Below are 21,412 nucleotides of genomic sequence, written 5' to 3' on the forward strand. Positions count from 1 at the left end.
CTGCGCCGGGCCGGCTGGATGTTTTTAGGAATCGCGCGATTCGTGCAGCGTCTGGCTCAAAGCAACGACGTCGTCATGAAAGGCGAGATAAAGGTTCGTGATGGTCCGCGGGCTTGAAAGCGACCCGCCCACCAGGTTTTCAGCCTTCTTCAGGCGGTACCGGACAGTGTTCGGGTGGACAAACAGCTCACCGGCGACTTTCGCGACGTCCAGGTCGTTCACGAGGTAGGAGATGACCGTCTGTTTCAGTTCGCTGTCGGCGTTCAGGCCTTCAACAAAACGTTTTAGCTTGTCCTCCTTATCCTGGACAGACTGCTGGCGTGCAAGGAGCCACGTGGCCGGGTCGACCTCATCCAGTCGGACGATTCCCCGATAGGCGCCGGAGGCGGTGGTCGATGCGGCCTGGATTTGCCGGCGGGCAATTCCTGCTGCCGCTTCTGCTTCCCGGAACGCCTCGGGGGTCCTGGCAAGATCGGAATAGGGTTCGGACAGGCCGACGAACACTGCCCTGTCGGTCAGCTCCAGCCAGGCATCCAAGGCTGATGAGTTGGAGACCACAGCGTGAAAGCCCGGCGGGTATTCAGGGGTTCGTCCGTTCGCTGCCAGTAAGAGCCCCAGGCCGCTGACTTCCGCTCCTCGCAAGAGCAGTTCGAAAAAGGAAGGGTCCAAGGGCTCCTGGGCGAGATTTGCAGCCACCACGGCCCGGAGCGGTTCGTAGGGCGCAAACCGGAATGCGCGCATCCGCTCCCAGTGCCTGAACTCGCGGGCCACCGGCACACCGTCCTGCAGCATGGTCAGCAACTGCGTGTTTTCATGCCGTTCCCTGGAATCTGAGAACTGAGCGATCCCCTTAACTGCCGCCAGGAGCCGCAGCGTCGTTTCCAGCAGGACGTCGCCGAGATCCTTCAATACGCGGTGGTTCCTGCTGGCCACGGCCAGGACGAAGCCATCGCCTCGAAGCACCAGTGGCCTCGCCACGACTCCCCACTGGCCGATCACTATGGGATCAGACTCGTTCTTGCGGTTACGCAACTCTTTCCAGATCAAGTGGGTCGGGCCGTCCCCGGAGGATTCGACGATTCGCCCGGAATCTTCGTAAAGCACCGCTGTACCCCGGCACGCCGTGGCGAGTCTGGCGATGAGGGATTTGACCGGATCCTCAGCTGAAATGCTCTGCAGCAGGTCATTGCTCAGCCACAGTGCGCGCTTTTGCAGGTAGGCGTCAGGCGACGCCTGCGACTTGTTGATGAAGTTCTCGATGCGGTGGAAGGGAACCTCTGCTGCCACCGTATACAACGGGAAGCCGGCCCGTTTGCAGGCCGAGACGAGCTGGGCGGGCACGTGGTCAAAGTAGATCCCGACGCCGAAAAAGATCGCTGCCACCCGGGCTTTCCTGAGATCTTCCACAAGAGCCACGGCCAGCCGTTCGTCCCGTTCGGCGTTCACAAACCTCAACCCGGTGGTCAGCAACACGCTGTTCGGCTCCAGCCAGGCCGCCGGATTGTGGATGTCACTGGTGTGCGCTCCCGTTATGACGGCGGCGGGGTTGCCCGGAACTACCGGGGCCAGGCCCAAGGGTGCTTCCGATATCACGTCATCAAGCGTGATGGGCGGCTTGTCGGGCATCTGGAGCCTCCTGGCAGCAGGGAGCGGAAGGCCCCGTTGGAGCTGATTGTAAATCTCACAACGGCCTCTCCCCTTTATTTTAGTTTCGCCAGTGACAGAGACCCACGTCACATCGGATCGTTGTTGGTACCCAATCAGCTTCCTGGAGGAACATAGATGTCCAATCTCAGAGTCGCAGTCGACGTCGGGGGCACCTTTACCGACGTCTGCATTTTCGATGAAGAAACGCAGCGTATGCGTGTCACCAAGGTCCCGTCGACCCCGGCAGACCCCATGCTGGCGATATTGAGCGGTGTGGAACGTGCCGAGATCAATCTGGCGGACGTGTCGCTGTTCTCGCATGGCACCACGGTGGCAACGAACGCCCTGATTACCCGGAACTTCCCGCCGGCAGCCATGGTTACGACCAAAGGGTTCAGGGATGTCATCGAGATCCGGGACGGCACGAAGGACGATCTTTGGGACGCTTACAACGACGTAACCGGTCCCTACATCCGCCGCCGCGACAGGTTCGAGGTGACCGAGCGTGTTGACTTCGCCGGCAACATCGTCGCGCCCCTGGACGAGGATGAAGCCCGCCGTCTTGCCGCGGTGCTCCGTAAGCGTGGCGTCACCACCATCGCCGTCTGCTTCATCAACTCCTACGCCAACGCCGAGCACGAAATCCGGATGCGGAAAATCCTGGAAGAGGAACTCCCGGAGGCCACGGTCTCCACCTCGGCCGAGATCCTGCCCGAGATCTTCGAGCACGACCGCTTCAACACCGCCGTCTCCAACGCCGTGCTGGGACCCCTGGTGTCCGGCTACGTCAGCCGCCTCGCCGACGAGCTCAAGACCGGCGGTTACGACGGCGACCTGCTGCTCCTGCACTCCGGCGGCGGCTCCATGACCCCGCGCATGGTCAAGCGCTACCCGGTGCGCCTCGCAGCGTCCGGCATCGCGGCCGGCGCCATCGCGGCGAAGCACGTCGCCCAGCAGTGTGGCTTCGAAAACGCTGTGGGCCTCGACATGGGCGGCACGTCCACCGACATTGCCCTGGTCTCCGACGGTGAGCTCCGGATCACCAAGGAATGGCAGGTTGAATACGGCCACCCCATCGTCTTCCCCAGCATCGAGGTGCTCACCATCGGAGCCGGCGGCGGCTCGATTGCGCACATCGACATTGCCGGTTCGCTGCGCAACGGCCCGCAGTCCGCGGGCGCCGATCCGGGACCCGCCTGCTACAACATGGGCGGCGAAGAGCCGACCAACTGCGACGCCAACGTGGTCCTGAACAGGCTCGGGTCCACCCTGGCCGGCGGCGCGAAGGCGCTGGACCGCGGACTCTCGCAGGCCGCGATCAAGCGTGCCATCGCCGAACCGCTGGACATGAGCGAAGCGGAGGCCGCCCACGCCATCCTCCAGGTCGCGAACGCCAACATGGCCGACGCTGTCCGCCTGATCTCCATCCGCCGCGGCTACGACCCCCGGGACTTCGCGCTGATCGCCTTCGGCGGCGCGGGCGCCCTGCACGGCGCGGAGGTGGCCCGGGAACTGAACATTCCCACCGTCGTCGTGCCGCCCAACCCTGGCGTCACGTCCGCACTGGGATGCCTCCTGGTGGACATCCGGCACGACCTGTCCGCGATGTACACGGCCGTTGCCTCCGACGCCGATCCGGAAGACCTGGAGAGCAAGTACAAGTCCCTCGAAACGGAGGCCACCGCCCGGCTCCGCCACGAAGGCGTGTCCGACGAGGACTCGGTCCTGCAGCGGATCATCTCGATGCGCTACCAGGGGCAGTGGCGTTCGCTGGCCGTGAATATGGGAACCGGCGCCGGCGCTCTGGAAGAAGCCATCCAGAGCTTCCACCAGCAGCACGAGCGCGAATTCGCGTTCCGCCAGGACGACCAGCCCGTGGAGATCTACCAGCTGCAGCTCTCCGCAATCGGCAAGACGCCCAAGCCCTCCTTCGCGCCGGCTAAGGAATGGGTCTCTGAGCCCGGCGAGCCCGATTCGGTCCGGCCGGTGTACTTCGGCCAGGACGGCTGGGTCGATACCCCCGTCTACGACCGCACCAAACTCGGCGCCGGCGCAACGTTCCCGGGTCCCGCGATCATCGACCAGCTTGACTCCACAACGGTGGTGCCCCCGCGCACCACCGCCGAGATCGACGAGTGGCTCAACATCCGGATCCACCTCACAGAGTTCAAAGACGAGCAGGAAGCCTAATCATGACCGACGTGATCACCATGCCAGATCTCCATGTCGCCCACACCGATGCGCGCCAGGCATCAGGCCTTGACCCCGTGACGTTCGAGGTGCTGAAAAACGCCTTCGTCACCAGCGTCGATCTGATGAGCGAGCAGATTCTCCGGACCTGCTACTCCTTCGTCATCTACTCCCGTGACTTTTCCTCCGCCCTCTGCGACGCGAACGGAAACACCGTCATGCAGGGCAGCGGCGACATTGCCGTCCACGTCGGCACCCTGCACTTCCAGTGCAAGGCCGTCATCGAGGAGTTCGGAACAGACATCCACCCCGGGGACGTCTTCGCCATCAACGACCCCTACCGGGGCGGCACGCACTTCAACGACGTAAGCTTCATCCGGCCGATCTTCTCCGAGGGCGAGGTGATCGCCTTCGCCCAGAACAAGGGCCACTGGGCTGACATCGGCGGCAACGTTCCGGGGTCATTCGATGTCAACGCCAAGGAGCATTTCGGCGAAGGCCTGCGGATCACTCCCGTGCGGATCTGGAGCAAGGGTGTCTTCCTTCACGACGTCGCCCAGCTCCTGGTGTCTAACACCCGGGCACCGCGCCAGGCGATGGGCGACCTCCACGCCCAGTCAGAAGCCACAGCGGTCTGCGAGCGCGAAGTCCTCCGCCTGGTGGACAAGTACTCCAAATCGACGGTGGTCGCCGCGATGCAGGAAACCCAGGACTACGTTGAACGGATCGTCCTGCGCCGGCTGGAATCGCTGCCGCAGGGAGTGTGGGAGACCACCGACTACATCGACTTCGACCCGGGCAAGGGCGAGGGCCTGGTGCCCATCAGGATCAAGCTGACGCTGGACGGGAAGGGGATCCACTATGACCTGACCGGTTCCGCGCCCGCCGTCGAAACCTTCCTTAACTCCGGTTACGGCACCACCCACTCGGCCATCTACGCCGGCACCAAGACGTTCTTCCCGGATGTTCCGCTGAACTCCGGCTTCTACGCCGCGGTCGATGCGGAAATCGGGCCGGAGGGCACCGTGGTCAACGCCGGTTGGCCCTACGCGGTCACCGGGTTCTGTTCCGGTCCCTACGAAAAGCTGATGAACGGGATCTTCGAGCTGTGGTCCCAGATCATGCCCGAGCGGGCCATGGCATGTGCGTTCAACCTCGAGTACCTGCTGGTGGGTGGCCGCGATGGCCGCACCGACGATAACCCCTACTTCATGTGGTACGACTGGATGGCGGGCGGCTGGGGTGGCCGAGCCTCCAAGGACGGGTCCAGCGCCACTGCCCCGGTCTTCGGCCCCGGCCTGGCGGTCCAGCCCATCGAAGGGCAGGAGCGGCTGTCGCCAGTCCTGACCACCGTGCACCAGATCGCCACCGACTCCGGCGGGCCCGGCAGGTTCCGCGGCGGCCTTGGCATCGAAAAGGGCGGCACCCTGGTCGACGCGACGAAGACGGTGATGAGCTACTGCTGCGACCGTGCACGCTCCATCACCTGGGGGATCGAAGGCGGCCTGCCGTCCATCCCGCACGGTGTCTGGATGAACAAGGGCACCGATCAGGAAAAGTTCCTCGGTTCCAACTTCTCAGCGGTTCCGCTGGAGTCCGGGGACTCGTTCACCCGCCCATCCGCCGGCGGGGGCGGCTATGGCGATCCCCTGGAACGCCCCTTCGACGAAGTCCTGGACGATGTTATCGACGAGTACGTGTCGATCGAACGGGCGGCGAAGGACTACGGCGTCATCATCCGCGAAATTGACCGCGAACTGGACCAGTTCGAGATCGACCAGGCAGCCAGCACCGAACTGCGGCAGCAGATCCGCGCCCACCGGACCGGTTGGCTGACCGCCGATCCGGTCGCCGTGGCGGAGAAGTACCGCGCCGGGGAGGTGGACATGCTCGACGTGATCCGCCGCCACGGCGTCATCCTGGACTGGGGCACCGGGGAGCTGTTCCCGGAGACCACCTCAGAGTTCCGCAAGAGCATGGAGATGCGTTCCTCGTCCCACTGGCAGCACTAGGCGCATTCTGACCAAACCGGGCCCGCCGGCGCTGATCGCGCCGGCGGGCCCGGCAGTATAGGGCCCTGCATCCGCGGCAGATCCCCGCGAACGGTCCAAGGCCAGGCATTCCTTCCCTAGCTTCCTCAGCTTCCTCAAACGATGTGAAAGGTGCGAAATTGTCGTACTCAAACTATGTCCTGCCGGCCCGTATGCGTGCCGGAAGATTGTCACTCACCATGGCCTGGTGGGCCGTATTCTCCGCGATGTTCTGGATCTACATAGCCGTGGCCTCGGCCGGAGCAGTCGGCGTGACGAACACCCTGATTGGGATGGCGCTCACCATTGCCACCTACGGTGCCATCAACACGGTCCTGTCGCGTTATGCGGCGCGGACAGGGCTTACCGTCAGCCTCTTCTCCCGGACGCTTTTCGGGCTGGTGGGCTCCGCCCTGGCGTCGCTGATCTTCGCAGCGACTGCCATCTACTACGCCGTGTTCGAAGGATCCATCATCGCCGTCGCGTTCCACGAGTACTTCGGCGGAAGCATCATGGTCTGGTATGGCGTGGTGGTGCTCTACGCCATACCGCTGGCCCTGGGTGGCGTGCAGAACTGGCTGGACAAACTCAACGGCGTCCTGCTCCCGCTCTACGTTGCAGGTCTGGTAGCGGTAGTCGTTGCGGCCACCCTGATCAAGGGCGTGCCCACTGACTGGATCGGCGACGCCGCCGCTTCGTCGGCGCTGCCGGGCTGGCTGACCTCGTACCTTATCTACATGGGTGTCTACATCATGATGATGTACACCTTTGACTATGCCCGTCTCGGACGTGAAAAAGACGAGAAATTCCTGGGGACAGTGACGTTCGGCTGGGTCTTCTACGCATTCACCTTCGGGCTGAACGGGCTGGTCGGCATCTACATCATGAGTGCATGGCGCATTGAAGCCTCCGAAACCGGAGTCGTCCAGGCGTTTATCTCATCGCTGGGACTCGTCGGCTTGCTGGTCATTCTCATTTCACAGACCCGCATCAACACAGCCAACTACTTCCTCGCCTCAGAAAACCTTTCAGCCTTCGCCAGTAGAGTATTCAGGCTTGACCTGCCCCGCTATGTCTGGGTTATCTTGAGCGGCGCGCTGGCCTTCTTGCTCATGCTCACAGACGTATTGAGCTACCTGCTCAAGGCCCTGGCCTGGCAAGGCGTTTTTGTGACAGCCTGGGTTGCCATCGCCCTGGTATACATCGGCCTGAACTGGAAAAAGCAGGACCTTGTCCCTGATATTAGGCCGGCCAACCTCAAGGCGATCAGCCCCGGGGCAGTCGCCTGGGTGTTCGCCTCAGCAGTGGGAATTGTGCTCACTGAACAGACAGTGTGGCCGGTCGTGTCCCAGCTAACGCCTTTGATTACAATGGCCCTGGCCGCGGGCGTCTACTACGCGGCCTACAAACTCTCACCGCCGCGACTGATCAGTTCCATTGAGACAGACGCTGCCGATGAAGAGCTGGACCTTGCCATAACGCGTCAGGCCGGCTGAAGCCCCTATCGCGTCCAAATGCAGCCGAACTCCACCGGACAAAGTCGTTCGGTGGAGTTCGGCAATGCAGGGGACCGGGGTGCATTCTCGAAGTACCGGCGAGAAGTACAAAAGTGTGGATTCCGTTTATAAACTCGACCCCTCGCTGCACCGAAAGGACTCAAAGACGTGAAAAATAGAACCCTGGTACAGGCCAACAGCAACCGGCGTTTCGTATCACCGGAACCCAGCAGTGGCCGGCTGCCGCTCGCCGGCATGCAGCAGTCAAAGTGGACAAGCCCCGTGACCAGTGAAGGCGACGTCGAGCGGCGGAGCACCCAATCGACGCTCACGACGGCGCCAGCGCACGGCGGTCAAAACCCGAGGTAGGAAAGAGCCACCTACGACGATGCGTCAGGTGCAACCGGCCCCCGGGGGCTCAGCTCACTGGGTCCCGGACAGTGCTGCCGTTACGCCAGTGCGAGGGGCGCCTCGCGCGCAGCCCTTGCCATTCCCGCGGCCCTTCGCGATGATGCCTAGGCGCGGCTTTAGTTCCTATGCCGAAAGGGGCGCCGATGCTGCAGGCATTTGGCTGGGGTCTGCTTGCCGGGTCCTCGTACTTCCTGGGTGGACTGCTCGCCCTGCGGTGGCGCGTTGGCAACAGCGTCCTGCTCGGCATCCTGACCGGGCTCGGTGCCGGCGCCCTGCTCTCGGCCGTCGCCTACAAGCTCGTCGCCGAGGCCGGGCGATTGGCCGGTGGAAGCGGTTATGTCGGAGTGGGACTGATCAGCGGGGCCGTGGCGACGGCGTGGGTGGTGACGGGTGCCGTGCGCGGCCGGCGGCTGTCCGAACCTCCCCTCCACGAGCCTAGATTCCTTGTAATCGGGCTGTCCGTGGTTGCCGAAGCGGTTGTTATCACCGGGGCGCTACTCGGCGGCTACGGCATCACTGCCGCGGTGCTTGCCGCAGTCTTCCTCTGTGGCGTGCCCGAAGCCATGGCCGACACCGGACCGCTGCGCAAGTCAGGCATGACCACCCGCCACGTCATGTCCGCCTGGCTGGCCATGACGTTCTTGTGCGGCGCATCGGTCGCCCTCTTCACGGTGCTGCTGCGGGCAGCCCCGCCCGAGGTGGTGGCCTTCGCGCTGGCCTGCGCCGGCGGCGGCATCCTGACGAACGTCACGACCCGTATGGTCCCGGAGGGGCTCCAGGACGCCGGCGCCGCCGCCGGCATCGCGATCGCCGTCGGATTCGGCCTCTCGTTCGCCCTTGTGGAAATCCTCGGCGGGCACTGAGGCCGCGGGGACACTCACCGGAAGGCTCCCACGCCCGTCAGTTTCTGACCAAGGATGAGGGTGTGGATTTCGTCGGTGCCTTCGTAGGTTCGCACCGATTCGAGGTTGTTGGCGTGCCGCAACGGTGAGTGCTCGAGGGTGATCCCGTTGCCGCCAAGGATCGTCCGGGCCTCGCGGCAGATGCCGATCGCCTCGCGGCAGTTGTTGAGTTTGCCCACGCTGATCTGATGGGGCTGCAGTTTTCCCGCGTCCTTGAGCCGCCCCAAGTGCAGGGCCAGGAGAAATCCCTTGTTGATTTCCAGCGCCATGTTCACGAGCTTCTGCTGGGTGAGCTGGTACCCGGCGAGCGGGCGGCCGAACTGAAGGCGCTCCGTGGAGTAGGTGAGAGCGTCCTCGAAGGCGTCGGCGAGGCCGTACTCGACCGCTGTGCCGCCGGCGCAGCCGTAGCCCTTGAGATGCATGCCGAGCAGGCCGAGTTTGGCCAGCTCGGGCACAATTTCGATCGGGAACCGGGCCTCCTCATACCACCTGGCGATGTTCGGCTTGATTTCCTCCCGCACGAACGTCCGGACCCGGCCGCGCAGTGCGAGCTCTTCGGCGCTGAGGACGGAGTCGAACGAGATGAGGTCCGAGGGGTCCACGGCAGCGGCTGCCTCGAAGTGGGCTGAACTGGGGGCAAGGCTCATAATGCGGTCCTTCCTGGGCCTGAATAGGAATGGGACTGGGAATGGTAGCCCGCCGGGCCAGGGGGCAGTGAGGAGAGGCTGTCGGTCCCGGACCGCCGCAGCCAGTCCACAACGTCCTCGGTGTGCTCCCCGAGCGCCGGCGGCGCGTGGGTCAGCGGCGGCAGCGGCGGCGTCCAGGTGATCGGGTGGCGGATCTGGCGTCCGACGACGGTGCCGCCGGCGTCGAGCACTTCGATGGTCGGTGCCAGACCCAGGGACTCCGCGTAGGCGATGCCTCCCCCGATGCTGGCCACCCGGCCGGCGGGTACGCCGACGGCGGCAAAGTCCTCCTGCCACGATGCCGCCCCTGCCTCGGCCAGCCAGGACTCAAGCAGCGGGACAAGATCGCGGCGGTGCCTGACCCTGTCCGCGTTGGTCACAAAGCGCGGGTCCACAGCGAGCTCCGGCGCCCCGATGGCCTCGCAAAGCCGCGCAAACTGCGCGTCGTTGCCCACGGCCACGGCCAGAGGCGCGTCCGCTGTGGCCAGGAGCTGGTAGGGGACGATGGAGGGGTGGTCGTTGCCCATCCGCTGGGGCACGACGCCCGCCCCCAGATACGCCTGTCCCTGGTTGGCGAGTGCGCCCTGGAGGCTTGAGAGCAGGTTGACCTCGATCCGGCGCCCCCGGCCTGAGGAAGCACGCTCGGAAAGGGCGGCGAGGATGCCGATTGTGGCATCTTTCGCGGTCAGGACATCGACCAGGGCGACCCCCACCTTGTAGGGCTCGCCGGCCGGGTCGCCGGTAATGCTCATGAGCCCGCCGAGCGCCTGGACGATGAAGTCATACCCTGGCAGACCCCGGCCGCCGGTGGAGCCGAAGCCGGAGATCGACGCGTACACGAGCCCCGGGTTCTCCGCGGCGAGCGCCTCGTACCCAAGCCCCAGGCCGGCAAGCCCGCCCGGCTTGAAGTTCTCGACCAATACGTCGGCGCGGCGCGCGAGTTCCCGGGCAAGCTCCAGGTCCTCAGGGTCGCTCAGGTCCAGCGTGACGGATTCCTTGTTCCGGTTGACGCTCTCGAAGTAGGTTGCCCCCGTTTTCGACGACGGCGGTGCCCACTGGCGCGTATCGTCCCCGGTTCCTGGCCGTTCGGACACTCATGAGAGCACCGAGCGAATGGATGCCTCCAGCACGGCGAGCCCCTCGTCGAGGACGTCGGCCTCGATCACCAGCGGGGGAAGCAGGCGGATCACGTTTCCGTTGGTGCCGCAGGTGAGCGTGAGGACCCCGTGGGCATTGGCCGCCTTGGCGGCGGCGGCGGCAAGGTCCCCCCGGGGACCTGAGCTGTCGCGGAACTCGATCGCCATCATGGCGCCCCGGCCGCGGACATCCGCGACGCCGTCCAGAGCCATCAGCGGCTCCAGGCGCCCCCGCACCGCGGTCTCGATGCGACCCGCGTTGTCGAGGAGGGCGCCCTCTTCCAGCAGTTCGAATACCGCCAGGGCGGCCTCGCACGCAACCGGGTTGCCGGCATAGGTTCCGCCAAGTCCGCCCGGGTGAACGGCATTCATGAGTTCGGCCCGCCCGGTGGCGGCCGAGAGCGGCAGACCCGCGCCGAGGGCCTTCGCGGTCAACGTGATGTCCCCGGCAATTCCCTCATGCTCGGAAGCGAACAGTTTGCCGGTGCGGCCCAGACCGGTCTGGATCTCGTCGATGACCAGCACGATGCCGTGGCGCGTCGCGATCTCCCGCAGCCCGGTGAGGAACCCGGGGGCCTGGACGATGAAGCCACCCTCGCCCTGGATCGGCTCGATGACCATGGCGGCGAAGGTCTCCGGCCCGTTCTGGGCAAGCAGGGCCTCGATCCGTCCGAGGGCTTCCCCGGGCCCGTCCGGGGAGGTGTGCGCGGGCGCCGTCGGACCGCGGAACACGGAACCCGGAAGGGGTCCGAAGTTGAGCCGGTACGGGTTTTCCTTCGCCGTCATGGCCATCGTGAGCTGGGTGCGTCCGTGGTAGGCCTCGTCGAAGACGAGTATGTTCGGGCGCCGGGTTGCGGCCCGTGCGACCTTGATCGCGTTTTCCACAGCCTCCGAACCGGTGGTGAACAGGGCGGTCCGCTTCTCGAAGTCGCCGGGCGTGTGCTCGTTGAGCCACCGGCAGACGTCAACGAAGGACGCATATTCGGTAACCATGAAGCAGGTGTGCGTGAACCGCTCGAGCTGGGCGGCGGCGCGCTTGGCCACCTTCGGGTTCGCTGCGCCCACGCTGGTCACCGCGATGCCGGAGGCGAAGTCGATCAGGTGATTGCCGTCAACGTCCACGAGCAGCGAGCCCTGCGCATGCTCGATGAACACGGGCATGGTGATGCCGAAGGCGTTGGTGACATGGCGGCGGCGTTCGGCTTCCAGTTCACGGGAGCGCGGGCCCGGGAGCTCGGTGAGCAGGCGGCGGGCTGTTGCCGTGACGCTGGCCGGATCAGCGGCCGGGCTCGTGGCGGTCTCTGGTGTGACGGTCAAGTGGTCCTCCTCATGTAGTGGATTCCACGATAGGGACGGCGCAGCCTGCTGTCTTTGGATGATTCGGCCCTTTGGAGAGGCGTGATCTCCGAATCGTACAAAGGCTCCCAGCTTATGATTTATGCATGATCACCCTCGCCCGGCTTGTCGAGGCCGCCAAGCCCGACCTGGTGCCCTACTGGCCGGTCCCGCTCCCCCGTGTTGAGCTCACGGGCGTTCATGTGTCCGAGCTCGAGGACCCGACCGTGTTCCTTTACGGAGGCGAACTGCTCCTCACCGTGGGTCTGCAGCTCGGCGGCCTCGACGGTGACGCCCGGGCGGACGCGGCCCGTGATTATGTGCAACGACTCGTCGAGGGCGGAGTGGCAGCTCTGGGTTTGGGCCTGGGCTCAGGCCACGCCATGGTGCCAGACGAGCTCCGGGCCGCTTGCGTGGAATCGGGCCTTCCCCTCCTGACGGTCCCCCGGGAATCACCTTTCCTGGCCGTATCGCGGGCCTACTGGGAGCTTGTCAGACAAGGCGGCGAGGCCGAACTCACGGCCCTGCTGGGACTTCAGGTGGCACTGACACGCGCCGCCGCGGAAGAAAATGCAGAGCCCGAGATCGTCCGTGAACTCTCCCGCGCCCTCGGCACCTGGGTTGCCTACTTACCGGAAGGTGACGGGCCGCCGTCGTCGTCGGCTGCCAGCGGCGGTGAACTGCCGGCCGGACTGCTGGCGGAACTGGCCCGCGAATCTGTCAGACTGCGGACCGCCCGCCGCGGGGCGACCGGCAATATCCAACTCGCATCCGGTACCGCCTCCCTCTACCCGGTCTCCGCCGCTCCGGCGATGTCTGGCTACCTCGCGCTGGGTCGAAGCGGACAACTTGCTGCTGCAGAACGCCACCTGTTCCTGACCGCGTCCACGCTCCTTGCCGCCCGGGCGGCAGGACAACGCCGCGCGGCAGCTGAACGGCGCCGCGCCGAAGGGATGCTCGCAGCGCTCGTCCTGGAGGGACATGACGACGCCGCGCGCCTCCTCGCTAAGCAAATGGAGTCCGACCCGCTCCCCGAGACAGCTTTCGTCGCGGTGCTCCCAGACCTTGAAGAGTTGGCATCGCAGCCCCACCCGGACGGACTCGTGCTCGAACGTTCCGGTGTGATGTTCGTGCTCCAGGCAGCATCCAGCCCCTCACCGAAGCTGCCCAAGGGTGCCCGCGGCGCGTGGGGCGGCCCGATGCCGCTCCGGCGCCTGCACGAAATCGGCGCCCAGGTCGCCGAGATTGCGGCCTCGGCCCCGCCCGGACAGTTCATCCGCGTCGGGCACGGGCTCGATCTGCCGGCCGACGAATGGGTGGACGCGCTGGTAGCGCACCCGGGCCACCTCCTCGAAACTGTCCGCGCGTACCTGGCCCACCGTGGGCAGTGGGAGGCCGCCGGGCGCGAAATCGGCGTACACCGGAACTCGGTGCGCTACAGGATTGCCCAGGCCAAGGAACTCCTCGGCGTGGACCTCGACGACCCCGACGTAGCAGCCCAGCTCTGGCTGGCCCTCCGAGGCCGGACGCAGGCGCCGCGCCAAGAGTAGAACAGTCCGCCTGCTGCCGTCCCGCCACAACGTTTCGGCGAATCGTACAAAGATAAAGCCAACTTACGACATTCTGCACCATGACGGGCGCTGTCAGGTTGCCTACTCTCAATGGACAGTCCGGAACCGGTCCCTGCCCGGTTTCACTGCACCACTGAGAGGACAACCATGACGATCGCAGACACCCGCCCAGCCACGAAGACGGCCGCCCGCACCAGGACCATCCGCGGGGCGGTACTGGAAGCCATAGGGGCGGACCGGCCCTTCCAGGATTCGCTGCCCATCCGCGTGGACGAACTTGAGTTGGAAGGACCGGGCCAGGGTGAGATCCTTGTCCGCATAGAGGCCGCCGGGGTGTGCCACTCGGACCTCTCCGTGGTCAACGGAAACCGCCCCCGGCCGGTTCCGATGCTGCTCGGTCATGAAGCCGCCGGAATCGTGGAAGAACTGGGCGAAGGCGTGGACGACGTCCCACTGGGCCAGCGTGTTGTGATGACCTTCCTCCCCCGGTGTGGAGAGTGCGCCGGATGCCGCTCGAACGGCAAGACGCCGTGCGAGCAGGGCGGCGCCGCCAACGCGGAAGGAACGCTGCTCGGTGGCAGCCGGAGGCTCTCCAGAGACGGGGAGCCTGTACACCACCACCTCGGCGTCTCCGCGTTCGCCACGCACGCGGTGGTCTCCCGCCGTTCCGTGGTGCCCGTCGGCTCGGACGTGCCGGCGCACATCGCGGCGCTGCTCGGCTGTGCCCTGCTCACCGGCGGCGGAGCCATTCTCAACGTCGCCAAGCCGGGCCCCTCCGACCGGGTGGCCGTTGTCGGGGTCGGCGGGGTAGGCATGGCCGCGCTCATCACCGCCAAGGCCACCGGCGTCGAACACGTCGTCGGCATCGATACTCTGCCCGCCAAACTGGAAGCCGCCATGAGTCTCGGCGCCACTGACGCCATGACCTCCGCGGCAGCGCTGGAACGCGGTGAAAAGTTCGACGCTGTCATTGAAGCCGCCGGACACCCCCGCGCACTGGAAGCTGCCATCGCCCTGACAAAGCCCGGCGGCATCACCGTGACGGTCGGACTGCCGGCCCCGGGCCAGCCCGCCTCAATCGACCCGCTCGCCCTGACGGCCGAGGCGCGGACCATCGTCGGCAGCTACCTCGGCTCAGCCGTTCCCGAACACGACATCCCGATTTACGAACAGATGTGGCGCTCCGGGCAACTGGCCGTTGAAGGCCTTGTCTCGGACACCATCCCGCTCGATGAGATCAACCGCGCCATGGACACGCTCGACGGCGGCCACGCACTGCGCCAAATCATCACCTTTTCCTGACCCACCAGACATTCCCTGAGGAGAGAACATCATGTCTTTGACCAACGACCACATTTACAGTGCCATCGTCATCGGCGCCGGCTTCGGAGGCCTGGGCCAGGGGGCCCAGTTCGTGCAGGAAGGCCTCGAGGACTTCCTGATCCTTGAACGCGGCAACGACGTCGGAGGTGTATGGCGCGAGAACACCTACCCGGGCGCCGCCTGCGACACCCAGGCGCTCGTTTACTGCTACAGCTATTTCCTCAACCTGAAAGTTTCCCGGCTGTTCGCCGGCCAGGAAGAACTGCAGGGTTACCTGCGTTCCATGGTGGAGGAATTCGGCCTCGGCAACCACATCCGGTTCGGCCAGAACATCACAGCAACCGAATGGGACCAGGACCGCTGCCTCTGGACCGTGCATACCGCAGACGGCTCCCAGTTCATGGCCCGTTCCGTCGTGGCGGCCTGGGGCCAACTGAATGAGCCAAACATCCCGGACATCCCGGGCATTGAGTCCTTCGAAGGAGAGGTCTTCCACTCCTCCACCTGGCGCCATGACCTGGACCTGACCGGCAAGCGCGTCGCATCCATCGGCTCGGCGGCCACCGCCGTCCAGTATGTACCCGAGGTAGCCAAGATCGCCTCGAACCTCACAGTGTTCCAGCGCTCGGCCAACTACATCCTCCCCCGCGACCAGTACGTCTTCACGGCCGAGGAGACCGCAGCGTTCCTGGCGGACCCGGAGCTTTACCGGACGAAGCGCCAGGCGATCCACGATTTCCGTGAAGCCGGATTCGAACGCACCCGCCGCCACTCTGCAGCGTCCGAGGAAGGTGTCCAGCAGGCTCGCCAGCACCTCGAGAGCCAGGTGGCGGACCCTGGACTGCGAGCCAAGCTCACACCCGACTACGACTTCGGCTGCAAGCGCATCCTCCGGAGCGATGATTTTTACCCTGCCCTGAACCGCGAAAACGTGGACCTCGTGACCGAGCAGATCACCGAATTCACACCCCGTGGCATCCGGACGGCAGACGGCGTCGAGCACGAATTCGACGTGATCGTCTACGCCACCGGGTTCAAGAGCCACGCATTCCAGGGTTCCATGCGCGTTGCAGGACGCGACGGACTCAGCCTGGACGAGAGGTGGGGCAACGCCCCCGAGGCATACCTCGGCATCACCGTCGACAACTTCCCCAACCTCTTTATGGTTTACGGACCGAACACCAACCTGAACCACAACTCCGTGGTGTCCATGCTTGAGGCCCAGCACCGCTACATCGCGCAGGCTGTTGAGTACATCGCGGCCGGCGAGAAGACGGTACTGGAAGTTGACCGCAGCGTGCTCGAGGAGTTCAACGCCCACGTTCAGGACGAGCTCGATAAGTCTGCCTTCTCTTCGGAGTGCTCTTCCTGGTACAAGAACGGGGACGGCCGCGTCATCAACAACTGGTCCGGGACCGTCAACGAGTACCGGGCCCACACGCAGGAACTCCAGCTCGAGGACTACCTCCAGCTGGCCGAGTCCGCCCCGGGAAAGTGACCAGCCAGGATCTGTTCAGCGGTAGGCCCGTAGCCGAGGACGCAGCAGCCGTTCTGGAAGGGTTCCGGGCCTCCGGTGGACGCTCGTTCCACACCTACCCCGTGGACGAGGTGCGTGACCTGTACGAGCGCGGCTGCGCTGCCAACGGTCTCGACGGCGATTCACTCTCCGCGGTTTCCGACTTCGGGGTGCAGGACTTTGGGGTACGGGTCTATGAGCCGCGCCCCGTCGGAGGCCCCACCGCCGTCGTGCTGTTTTTCCACGGCGGCGGATGGGTGATGGGCAGCCTCTCGACTCACGACGGGCTGTGCCGCAGGCTGGCCGCCTTGACCGGTCTCCCGGTCGTGGCGGTGGACTACCGGCTCGCCCCGGAGCACCAATACCCCGCGGCCATCGAGGACAGCCGGGATGCGCTGAACTGGCTGTTCACCGCCGGTCCGGTTCACGGCCTGGACGTGATCACGGCCGTACTGGCCGGTGACAGCGCAGGCGGGCAGCTGGCCGCGGTGCTGGCAATTGAAAACGCGAAAAGCGCTCATCCGCGGCCGATCGCGGCGCAGGTCCTCATCTACCCGATGGTCGATCTGACGATGTCTGCTCCGTCGTACACCCGGGTCACGGAGGGCTTCCCCTTGGTTGCGGACACCATCGCCTGGTTCGCGGACCAGTACCTGCCCGAGGGAACCGACCGGGCGCGGCCGGATATCAGCCCCGCTCTGGCGGAGCTCCCCTCCGGGCTTCCCCCGGCGTACGTGATCACAGTGGACAACGACCCGCTGGTGGACGAGGGGGCAGACTATGCCGCAGCCCTGGCCCAAGCCGGAACCGAGGTCCTGTACCAGCACCTCCCCGGGTACGCCCACGGACTCCTCACCTCCGCCGGGCGGATCCAGCGTGGCGAACAAACAGTCGACGACATCGCCGGCTTCATCAGAAACCACGCAACCGGACTGGGACGGGGTTAGGGAACGTCTGAGGCCCCTCCTCCTTCCCATCGACTGCTCCGCAACGGCCCTTTTGGACCCCCATCAGGGCCGTTGCGGAGCCATGGATGGGCTTGGTTGGCTTGTCTGCGCCGGGCGCTCCCCAGTTGTCACAGATGGCTGCTAGAAACAGTCCCCCATGGCGGCCATTTGCTTGTAGGCTGTGGATCGGAGAGCCGGGAAGCCTGGTCGGCCCGCTGGCGGTGCGCCTGCGGAACGCCCTGGCAGCCGCCTCGGTCGTTTGACTGGACCGAGGGAAGGACCCCGATGACCTCTGCAGCAGACCCCGTCATTAAAGCCACCATGCTCGCGAAGACCTTCGGCGCCACACGGGCCCTGGACGGACTCGACCTCAACGTCGCCGCGGGCGAGGTCCACGGCTTCCTGGGCCCCAACGGTGCCGGCAAATCAACGACCCTGCGGGTCCTCCTGGGACTCATCCGCCCGACGTCGGGCGTCGTCCGGGTCTTCGGGCTGGACCCGTGGCGCGACCCGGTCAATGTCCACCGGGACGTCGCCTACGTCCCGGGCGACGTGAGCCTCTGGCCGAACCTGACCGGCGGCGAGGTCATTGATCTGCTGACCGGCCTGCGCGGCGGCGCGGATGAACGGCTGCGCCGGACGCTGATCGAGGACTTTGACTTTGACCCGAAGCGGAAGGCCCGCGCCTATTCCAAGGGCAACCGGCAGAAGGCGGCACTGATCGCCGCGTTCGCCCGCCCGGCCCGGCTGTATCTGCTGGATGAACCGAGCGCCGGCCTGGACCCGGTGATGGACACCGTGTTCCGCAGCCAGATCCGACGGGTCCGCGACGACGGGGCGACCGTCCTGCTCTCCAGCCACATTCTCAGTGAGGTCGAGCAGCTCTGTGACCGGGTGACGATCATCCGTTCCGGCCGGGCCGTCGAAACCGGAAGCCTGGCCGAGCTCCGGCATCTGAGACGGACCCACTTCCGGGTCGAGGGCGGCGCCGACCCGGTCAGGCTGGCGGCGATTCCGGGCGTGCAGGGCGTCCGCGCGAACGGGACGGCCGTGGAGTTCGACGCGGACGCGGCGGACCTGGCGCCCGTGCTCGCCGCCGTCGCCGCCGGCGGCGTCAGCGGCCTGACCGTGTCCCCGCCGTCGCTGGAGTCGCTGTTCCTCCGGCACTACAGCGACCGGAACGGGCAGGCGCGCTGATGCCCGGCGTCGTGCGGCTGGCGCTGGCCCAGGCGCGCCGGGACCGGGTGCTCCTTCCGGTCTGGATCCTGGGCATAGCCCTTTTGGGGTTCGTCACGGCCACTGCGGTGGCCACGGAATTCGATGCGGAGTCCGAGCGCGCGGCCATCATCGGCGTCGCGGCGGTCAGCCCGGCGTTCCTGTTCCTGCGGGGACTGCCGGACGGGACGGGCATCGGAGCGGTGGTGTTCTTCCAGGGCTACGCGTTCACGGCCGTGCTGGCGGGACTGATGAGCACCTTTCTGGTCATCCGGCATACCCGGGCCGACGAGGAGCTGGGACGCGAGGAGATCATCGGATCGCTTCCGGTCCCCCGCGCCGCGCCCCTGGCGGCGACGCTGCTGCTGGGCGCGGCCGCGAACCTGGTGCTCGCCGCGAGTGTGGCCGCGGGCTTCGCCGCCTCCGGGCTGCCCGGCACCGGCGCGGTCACCGCCGGCGGGGCGGTCGGGGCGGTGGGGGTCTTCTTTGTCGCGGTCGCCGCGGCGGTCGCCCAGGTCATGCCTTCGGGGCGCAGCGCGAACGGGGCGGCCGCGGGCTTGGTCGGCGCCGCGTATCTGCTCCGCGGCATCGGCGATGCCTTCGGCTCCCCGAGCGCCGATCTGACCCAGGTCACGAGCGGCTGGGCCTCGTTGTTCTCGCCGATCGGCTGGGGCCAGCGCTCCCGGCCCTTTTCAGACGCCGACCCGGTGCCGCTGCTGGTCCTGACCGGGGCGGCCGCCGTCGTGGCCGTTGCCGTGCTGGTGGTCCGGAGCCGACGGGATCTGGGCGGGAGCCTGCTGCCCGAGCGGGCCGGCCGGGAGCGCGCCGGTGCCGGCGGCACCTCGTTCCTGGGCCTGGCCTGGCGGCTTCAGCTGCCCACGCTGATCGGCTGGTGCGTCGGCGCCGCCGTCCTGGGGGCCTTGGCCGGCGGCCTCGGGCCCGTGGTGACCGATGCGGTGGTCGGGAACGAGTCGCTGAAGGAACTCATCGGCCGGCTCGTCCCGGGCAGCCGGGCCGAGATCATCGATGTGTTCACCGCCGCGTTGCTGGGCATCGCCGGGGTCTTTGCCGCGGCCGCGGGCGTCCAGGCGGTGCTGCGGCTCCGCGCGGAGGAGGTCGAGGGCAGGGCCGAACTCCTGCTGGCCGTCCCGAGGTCGCGGGCGCGCTGGCTCGGCGCCAACCTCGTCCTGGCCGCAGCCTCGGTGACGGTCGTGGCCGCCGTCGCCGGCACCGCGGCCGCCGTCGGGCTGTCCCTCTCCGGGACGGGCAACCCGCCGGGGGCGCTGCTGATCGGTGCCGCGCTGGCGCATGTCCCCGCGGCTGCGGTGTTCCTCTCGGCAACCGCCGTGGTCTTCGCTGCGGCACCCCGTCTGTGCATTCCGGTGGGCTGGGGGCTGCTGGCCGGCGGCCTGATCCTGGGCCAGTTCGGGGAACTGCTGCGGCTGCCGTCTTGGGTCCAGGATCTGAGCCCGTTCCGCCACTCCGCGGCGATGCCGGTTGAGCCGTTCGACCCTGCGGCGGCCCTGGCCCTGACCGCCGTCGCGCTGCTGGGGGCCGGAATCGCTGTCTACCTGATCCGGCGTCGTGACCTTGCCGCCTGACGCTTCGTCAGGGGCTCTCTTTCGTCCCGGGCTTGCCGGGGACTTCGGTCCGGAAGCCGATCAGCTTGTGCGTGCCGTCGCAGAAGGGTTTGATCGCGGAGGCGCCGCAGCGGCACAGGGCGACGGTTTTGCGCTGCCGGGGCACGGGTTCCCCGGACGGCGTGACGATCTCGAAGTCGCCGCGCACCAGGATGGGTCCGTCGGGGCAGACGACGATGGAGTTCTCGTTCGACGGTTCAGGCGGGTTTTGGTTCATCGGTGCTCACTGTCTGGGGTTTGAAGGGGCCGGGCGTCAGGCCGTGGTTCAGGCCGCGGCGGGGATGGCCGCGCGAAGGGAGGACTCGCCGTCGTCCCAGGCCCCCATGATGTGCTGCGTGAGGCGGGCGTCGATGGCCATCACCGCCGTCGCGCCGAACAGGACATCCGGGAAGAGGTCCGGTTCCGACTCCACGAGGCCGCCGGCGAGATCCCGGCCCGCGATCTGTTCATGGACGGCGTCGGCCTCGACGTGCTCGTCGAAGTACGCGGTCACCGCGGCCCCGAATCCGAGGCGCCGGAACCCGTTCCCGTACAGCTGGTTCGGCCGGGACGAGGTCATCTCATAGATCGCCAGGTGGCCCGCGACGGCTCCGCGGAGCCGGCGGTTCAGCCCGAAGAGCGACATCACGTTGACCGAGGCCAGGGCGACGGGCGGGACGGCGTCAACGTAGGCGCCGTAGCGGTCGTCCAGCCCCAGCCCGCGCATGGTCCGGGCGAAGAGGGTGCTGTGCATGCGGTCCGGACGGCCGCCGCCGTACTCGTCCGCCTGGATCTCCACCAGTGCGGCCTTGGCCCGGCCGTGCAGCCGCGGGATCGCCCACGTGTGCGGGTCGGCTTCCTTGAGCTGGTAGATCGATTTGTGGATCAGGAACTCGCGGAGCTGCTTCAGGGTGGCCCTCTTGGCCACGTGCCGGGACATCCCCGGTCCGCCCTCCTGGGCCGCGATCGCGAACAGGAGGTCGGCCACCGCGTCACTGTCCAGGCCCGCGGCGGAATCGGGCTGGTCAGGGCCGGCGTGGTCTGCACCCGCACAGTCTGTACCGGCGTAGGGGCGGGCCGCATCGCGCAGCGCTTGCTCAAACGGTTCCTCGAGCAGTTGCCTCAGTGCGATCAGCCCGGGGTTCCATTCCCAGCGGTCGGTCACCCCGTCGAGGCCTCCGTAATGGAGTTCGTAGAGGCAGAAGAGGCTCAGCTGCATGTCGCCGTCGTCGATGATGTCATCGACGAGCGGCAGCTGTGCCGCGGCGAGATCCTGCAGAGTGCCCACCGCTGCGGGATCGTCTCCGGGGCTGCCGGCGAGCAGCCGGAACAGTCCTTCGCTGATGGGTCCGCGCGCGTGAGGGATGGTCATACGGTGAGAAGTTGCC

16 protein-coding genes are annotated in these 21,412 nt (G+C 66.5%); 10 read left to right on the forward strand and 6 right to left on the reverse strand.

The window, feature by feature from the left end:
* Nucleotides 1-24: 24 nt before the first annotated feature.
* Nucleotides 25-1,626 carry a helix-turn-helix domain-containing protein gene (locus J2W14_RS08380; protein ID WP_307461097.1) on the reverse strand — a complete coding sequence of 534 codons (1,602 nt, stop codon included), beginning with the start codon at nt 1,624-1,626 and terminating at the stop codon, nt 25-27.
* 156 nt (nt 1,627-1,782) lie between these two features.
* Here J2W14_RS08380 and J2W14_RS08385 point away from each other — a divergent pair, with 156 nt between their 5' ends.
* From J2W14_RS08385 to J2W14_RS08400, 4 genes are all read left to right on the forward strand, one after another.
* A complete protein-coding gene (locus tag J2W14_RS08385; protein ID WP_307461099.1) occupies nt 1,783-3,837 on the forward strand; it encodes a hydantoinase/oxoprolinase family protein in 2,055 nt (684 codons plus the stop codon).
* Between the two features lie 2 nt (nt 3,838-3,839).
* Entirely contained in the window at nt 3,840-5,849 is a 2,010-nt protein-coding gene (locus tag J2W14_RS08390) for a hydantoinase B/oxoprolinase family protein (protein ID WP_307461102.1), read from the forward strand.
* Between the two features lie 158 nt (nt 5,850-6,007).
* Entirely contained in the window at nt 6,008-7,363 is a 1,356-nt protein-coding gene (locus tag J2W14_RS08395; protein WP_307461104.1) for a purine-cytosine permease family protein, read from the forward strand.
* Nucleotides 7,364-7,917: 554 nt separating this feature from the next.
* Entirely contained in the window at nt 7,918-8,637 is a 720-nt protein-coding gene (locus tag J2W14_RS08400; RefSeq protein WP_307461107.1) for a ZIP family metal transporter, read from the forward strand.
* Nucleotides 8,638-8,651: 14 nt separating this feature from the next.
* Here J2W14_RS08400 and J2W14_RS08405 read toward each other — a convergent pair whose 3' ends face one another.
* Genes J2W14_RS08405 through J2W14_RS08415 form a run of 3 tightly spaced genes read right to left on the reverse strand, consistent with a single transcriptional unit; the run spans nt 8,652 to nt 11,815 of the window.
* Nucleotides 8,652-9,323 carry an acyl-CoA dehydrogenase family protein gene (locus tag J2W14_RS08405; RefSeq protein ID WP_307461111.1) on the reverse strand — a complete coding sequence of 224 codons (672 nt, stop codon included), beginning with the start codon at nt 9,321-9,323 and terminating at the stop codon, nt 8,652-8,654.
* Complete coding sequence (locus J2W14_RS08410; protein WP_307461114.1) at nt 9,320-10,456, reverse strand: CaiB/BaiF CoA transferase family protein; 1,137 nt, start codon at nt 10,454-10,456, stop codon at nt 9,320-9,322. The genes J2W14_RS08405 and J2W14_RS08410 overlap by 4 nt, the downstream gene beginning before the upstream one ends.
* Entirely contained in the window at nt 10,457-11,815 is a 1,359-nt protein-coding gene (locus J2W14_RS08415) for an aminotransferase class III-fold pyridoxal phosphate-dependent enzyme (RefSeq protein WP_307461118.1), read from the reverse strand.
* Nucleotides 11,816-11,940: 125 nt separating this feature from the next.
* On the opposite strand from J2W14_RS08415, the gene J2W14_RS08420 reads away from it, so the two are divergent.
* The 6 genes from J2W14_RS08420 to J2W14_RS08445 all read left to right on the forward strand — a co-directional run bounded on the left by J2W14_RS08420 (nt 11,941) and on the right by J2W14_RS08445 (nt 20,006).
* Nucleotides 11,941-13,383 (forward strand): PucR family transcriptional regulator, encoded by a 1,443-nt coding sequence (locus J2W14_RS08420; protein WP_307461123.1) that lies wholly within the window; start codon nt 11,941-11,943, stop codon nt 13,381-13,383.
* A gap of 168 nt (nt 13,384-13,551) precedes the next feature.
* The gene (locus tag J2W14_RS08425) at nt 13,552-14,706 is read left to right on the forward strand and encodes an alcohol dehydrogenase catalytic domain-containing protein (RefSeq protein WP_307461126.1); all 1,155 of its coding nucleotides are present in this window, start codon (nt 13,552-13,554) and stop codon (nt 14,704-14,706) included.
* A gap of 31 nt (nt 14,707-14,737) precedes the next feature.
* Complete coding sequence (locus J2W14_RS08430) at nt 14,738-16,225, forward strand: flavin-containing monooxygenase (protein WP_307461129.1); 1,488 nt, start codon at nt 14,738-14,740, stop codon at nt 16,223-16,225.
* Complete coding sequence (locus J2W14_RS08435) at nt 16,222-17,190, forward strand: alpha/beta hydrolase (RefSeq protein ID WP_307461131.1); 969 nt, start codon at nt 16,222-16,224, stop codon at nt 17,188-17,190. The genes J2W14_RS08430 and J2W14_RS08435 overlap by 4 nt, the downstream gene beginning before the upstream one ends.
* A gap of 285 nt (nt 17,191-17,475) precedes the next feature.
* Complete coding sequence (locus J2W14_RS08440; RefSeq protein ID WP_307461134.1) at nt 17,476-18,387, forward strand: ABC transporter ATP-binding protein; 912 nt, start codon at nt 17,476-17,478, stop codon at nt 18,385-18,387.
* Nucleotides 18,387-20,006 carry an ABC transporter permease subunit gene (locus tag J2W14_RS08445; RefSeq protein WP_307461138.1) on the forward strand — a complete coding sequence of 540 codons (1,620 nt, stop codon included), beginning with the start codon at nt 18,387-18,389 and terminating at the stop codon, nt 20,004-20,006. Before J2W14_RS08440 ends, J2W14_RS08445 begins: the two co-directional genes overlap by 1 nt.
* Nucleotides 20,007-20,013: 7 nt before the next feature.
* Here the strand turns inward: J2W14_RS08445 and J2W14_RS08450 are convergent, their stop codons facing one another.
* The gene (locus tag J2W14_RS08450) at nt 20,014-20,262 is read right to left on the reverse strand and encodes a CDGSH iron-sulfur domain-containing protein (RefSeq protein ID WP_307461142.1); all 249 of its coding nucleotides are present in this window, start codon (nt 20,260-20,262) and stop codon (nt 20,014-20,016) included.
* A 48-nt stretch (nt 20,263-20,310) separates the two neighbouring features.
* Complete coding sequence (locus J2W14_RS08455) at nt 20,311-21,396, reverse strand: iron-containing redox enzyme family protein (RefSeq protein ID WP_307461145.1); 1,086 nt, start codon at nt 21,394-21,396, stop codon at nt 20,311-20,313.
* Between the last annotated feature and the right edge of the window lie 16 nt (nt 21,397-21,412).

The sequence above is a fragment of the Pseudarthrobacter oxydans genome (assembly GCF_030812335.1).
Lineage (GTDB): Bacteria > Actinomycetota > Actinomycetes > Actinomycetales > Micrococcaceae > Arthrobacter > Arthrobacter oxydans_B.

Coding starts and splice junctions, on each gene's coding strand:
- J2W14_RS08380 (WP_307461097.1), bottom strand. CDS start 1,626: ATGCCCGACAAGCCGCCCATCACGCTTGATGACGTGATATCGGAAGCA.
- J2W14_RS08385 (WP_307461099.1), top strand. CDS start 1,783: ATGTCCAATCTCAGAGTCGCAGTCGACGTCGGGGGCACCTTTACCGAC.
- J2W14_RS08390 (WP_307461102.1), top strand. CDS start 3,840: ATGACCGACGTGATCACCATGCCAGATCTCCATGTCGCCCACACCGAT.
- J2W14_RS08400 (WP_307461107.1), top strand. CDS start 7,918: ATGCTGCAGGCATTTGGCTGGGGTCTGCTTGCCGGGTCCTCGTACTTC.
- J2W14_RS08405 (WP_307461111.1), bottom strand. CDS start 9,323: ATGAGCCTTGCCCCCAGTTCAGCCCACTTCGAGGCAGCCGCTGCCGTG.
- J2W14_RS08420 (WP_307461123.1), top strand. CDS start 11,941: ATGATCACCCTCGCCCGGCTTGTCGAGGCCGCCAAGCCCGACCTGGTG.
- J2W14_RS08425 (WP_307461126.1), top strand. CDS start 13,552: ATGACGATCGCAGACACCCGCCCAGCCACGAAGACGGCCGCCCGCACC.
- J2W14_RS08430 (WP_307461129.1), top strand. CDS start 14,738: ATGTCTTTGACCAACGACCACATTTACAGTGCCATCGTCATCGGCGCC.
- J2W14_RS08440 (WP_307461134.1), top strand. CDS start 17,476: ATGACCTCTGCAGCAGACCCCGTCATTAAAGCCACCATGCTCGCGAAG.
- J2W14_RS08445 (WP_307461138.1), top strand. CDS start 18,387: ATGCCCGGCGTCGTGCGGCTGGCGCTGGCCCAGGCGCGCCGGGACCGG.
- J2W14_RS08450 (WP_307461142.1), bottom strand. CDS start 20,262: ATGAACCAAAACCCGCCTGAACCGTCGAACGAGAACTCCATCGTCGTC.
- J2W14_RS08455 (WP_307461145.1), bottom strand. CDS start 21,396: ATGACCATCCCTCACGCGCGCGGACCCATCAGCGAAGGACTGTTCCGG.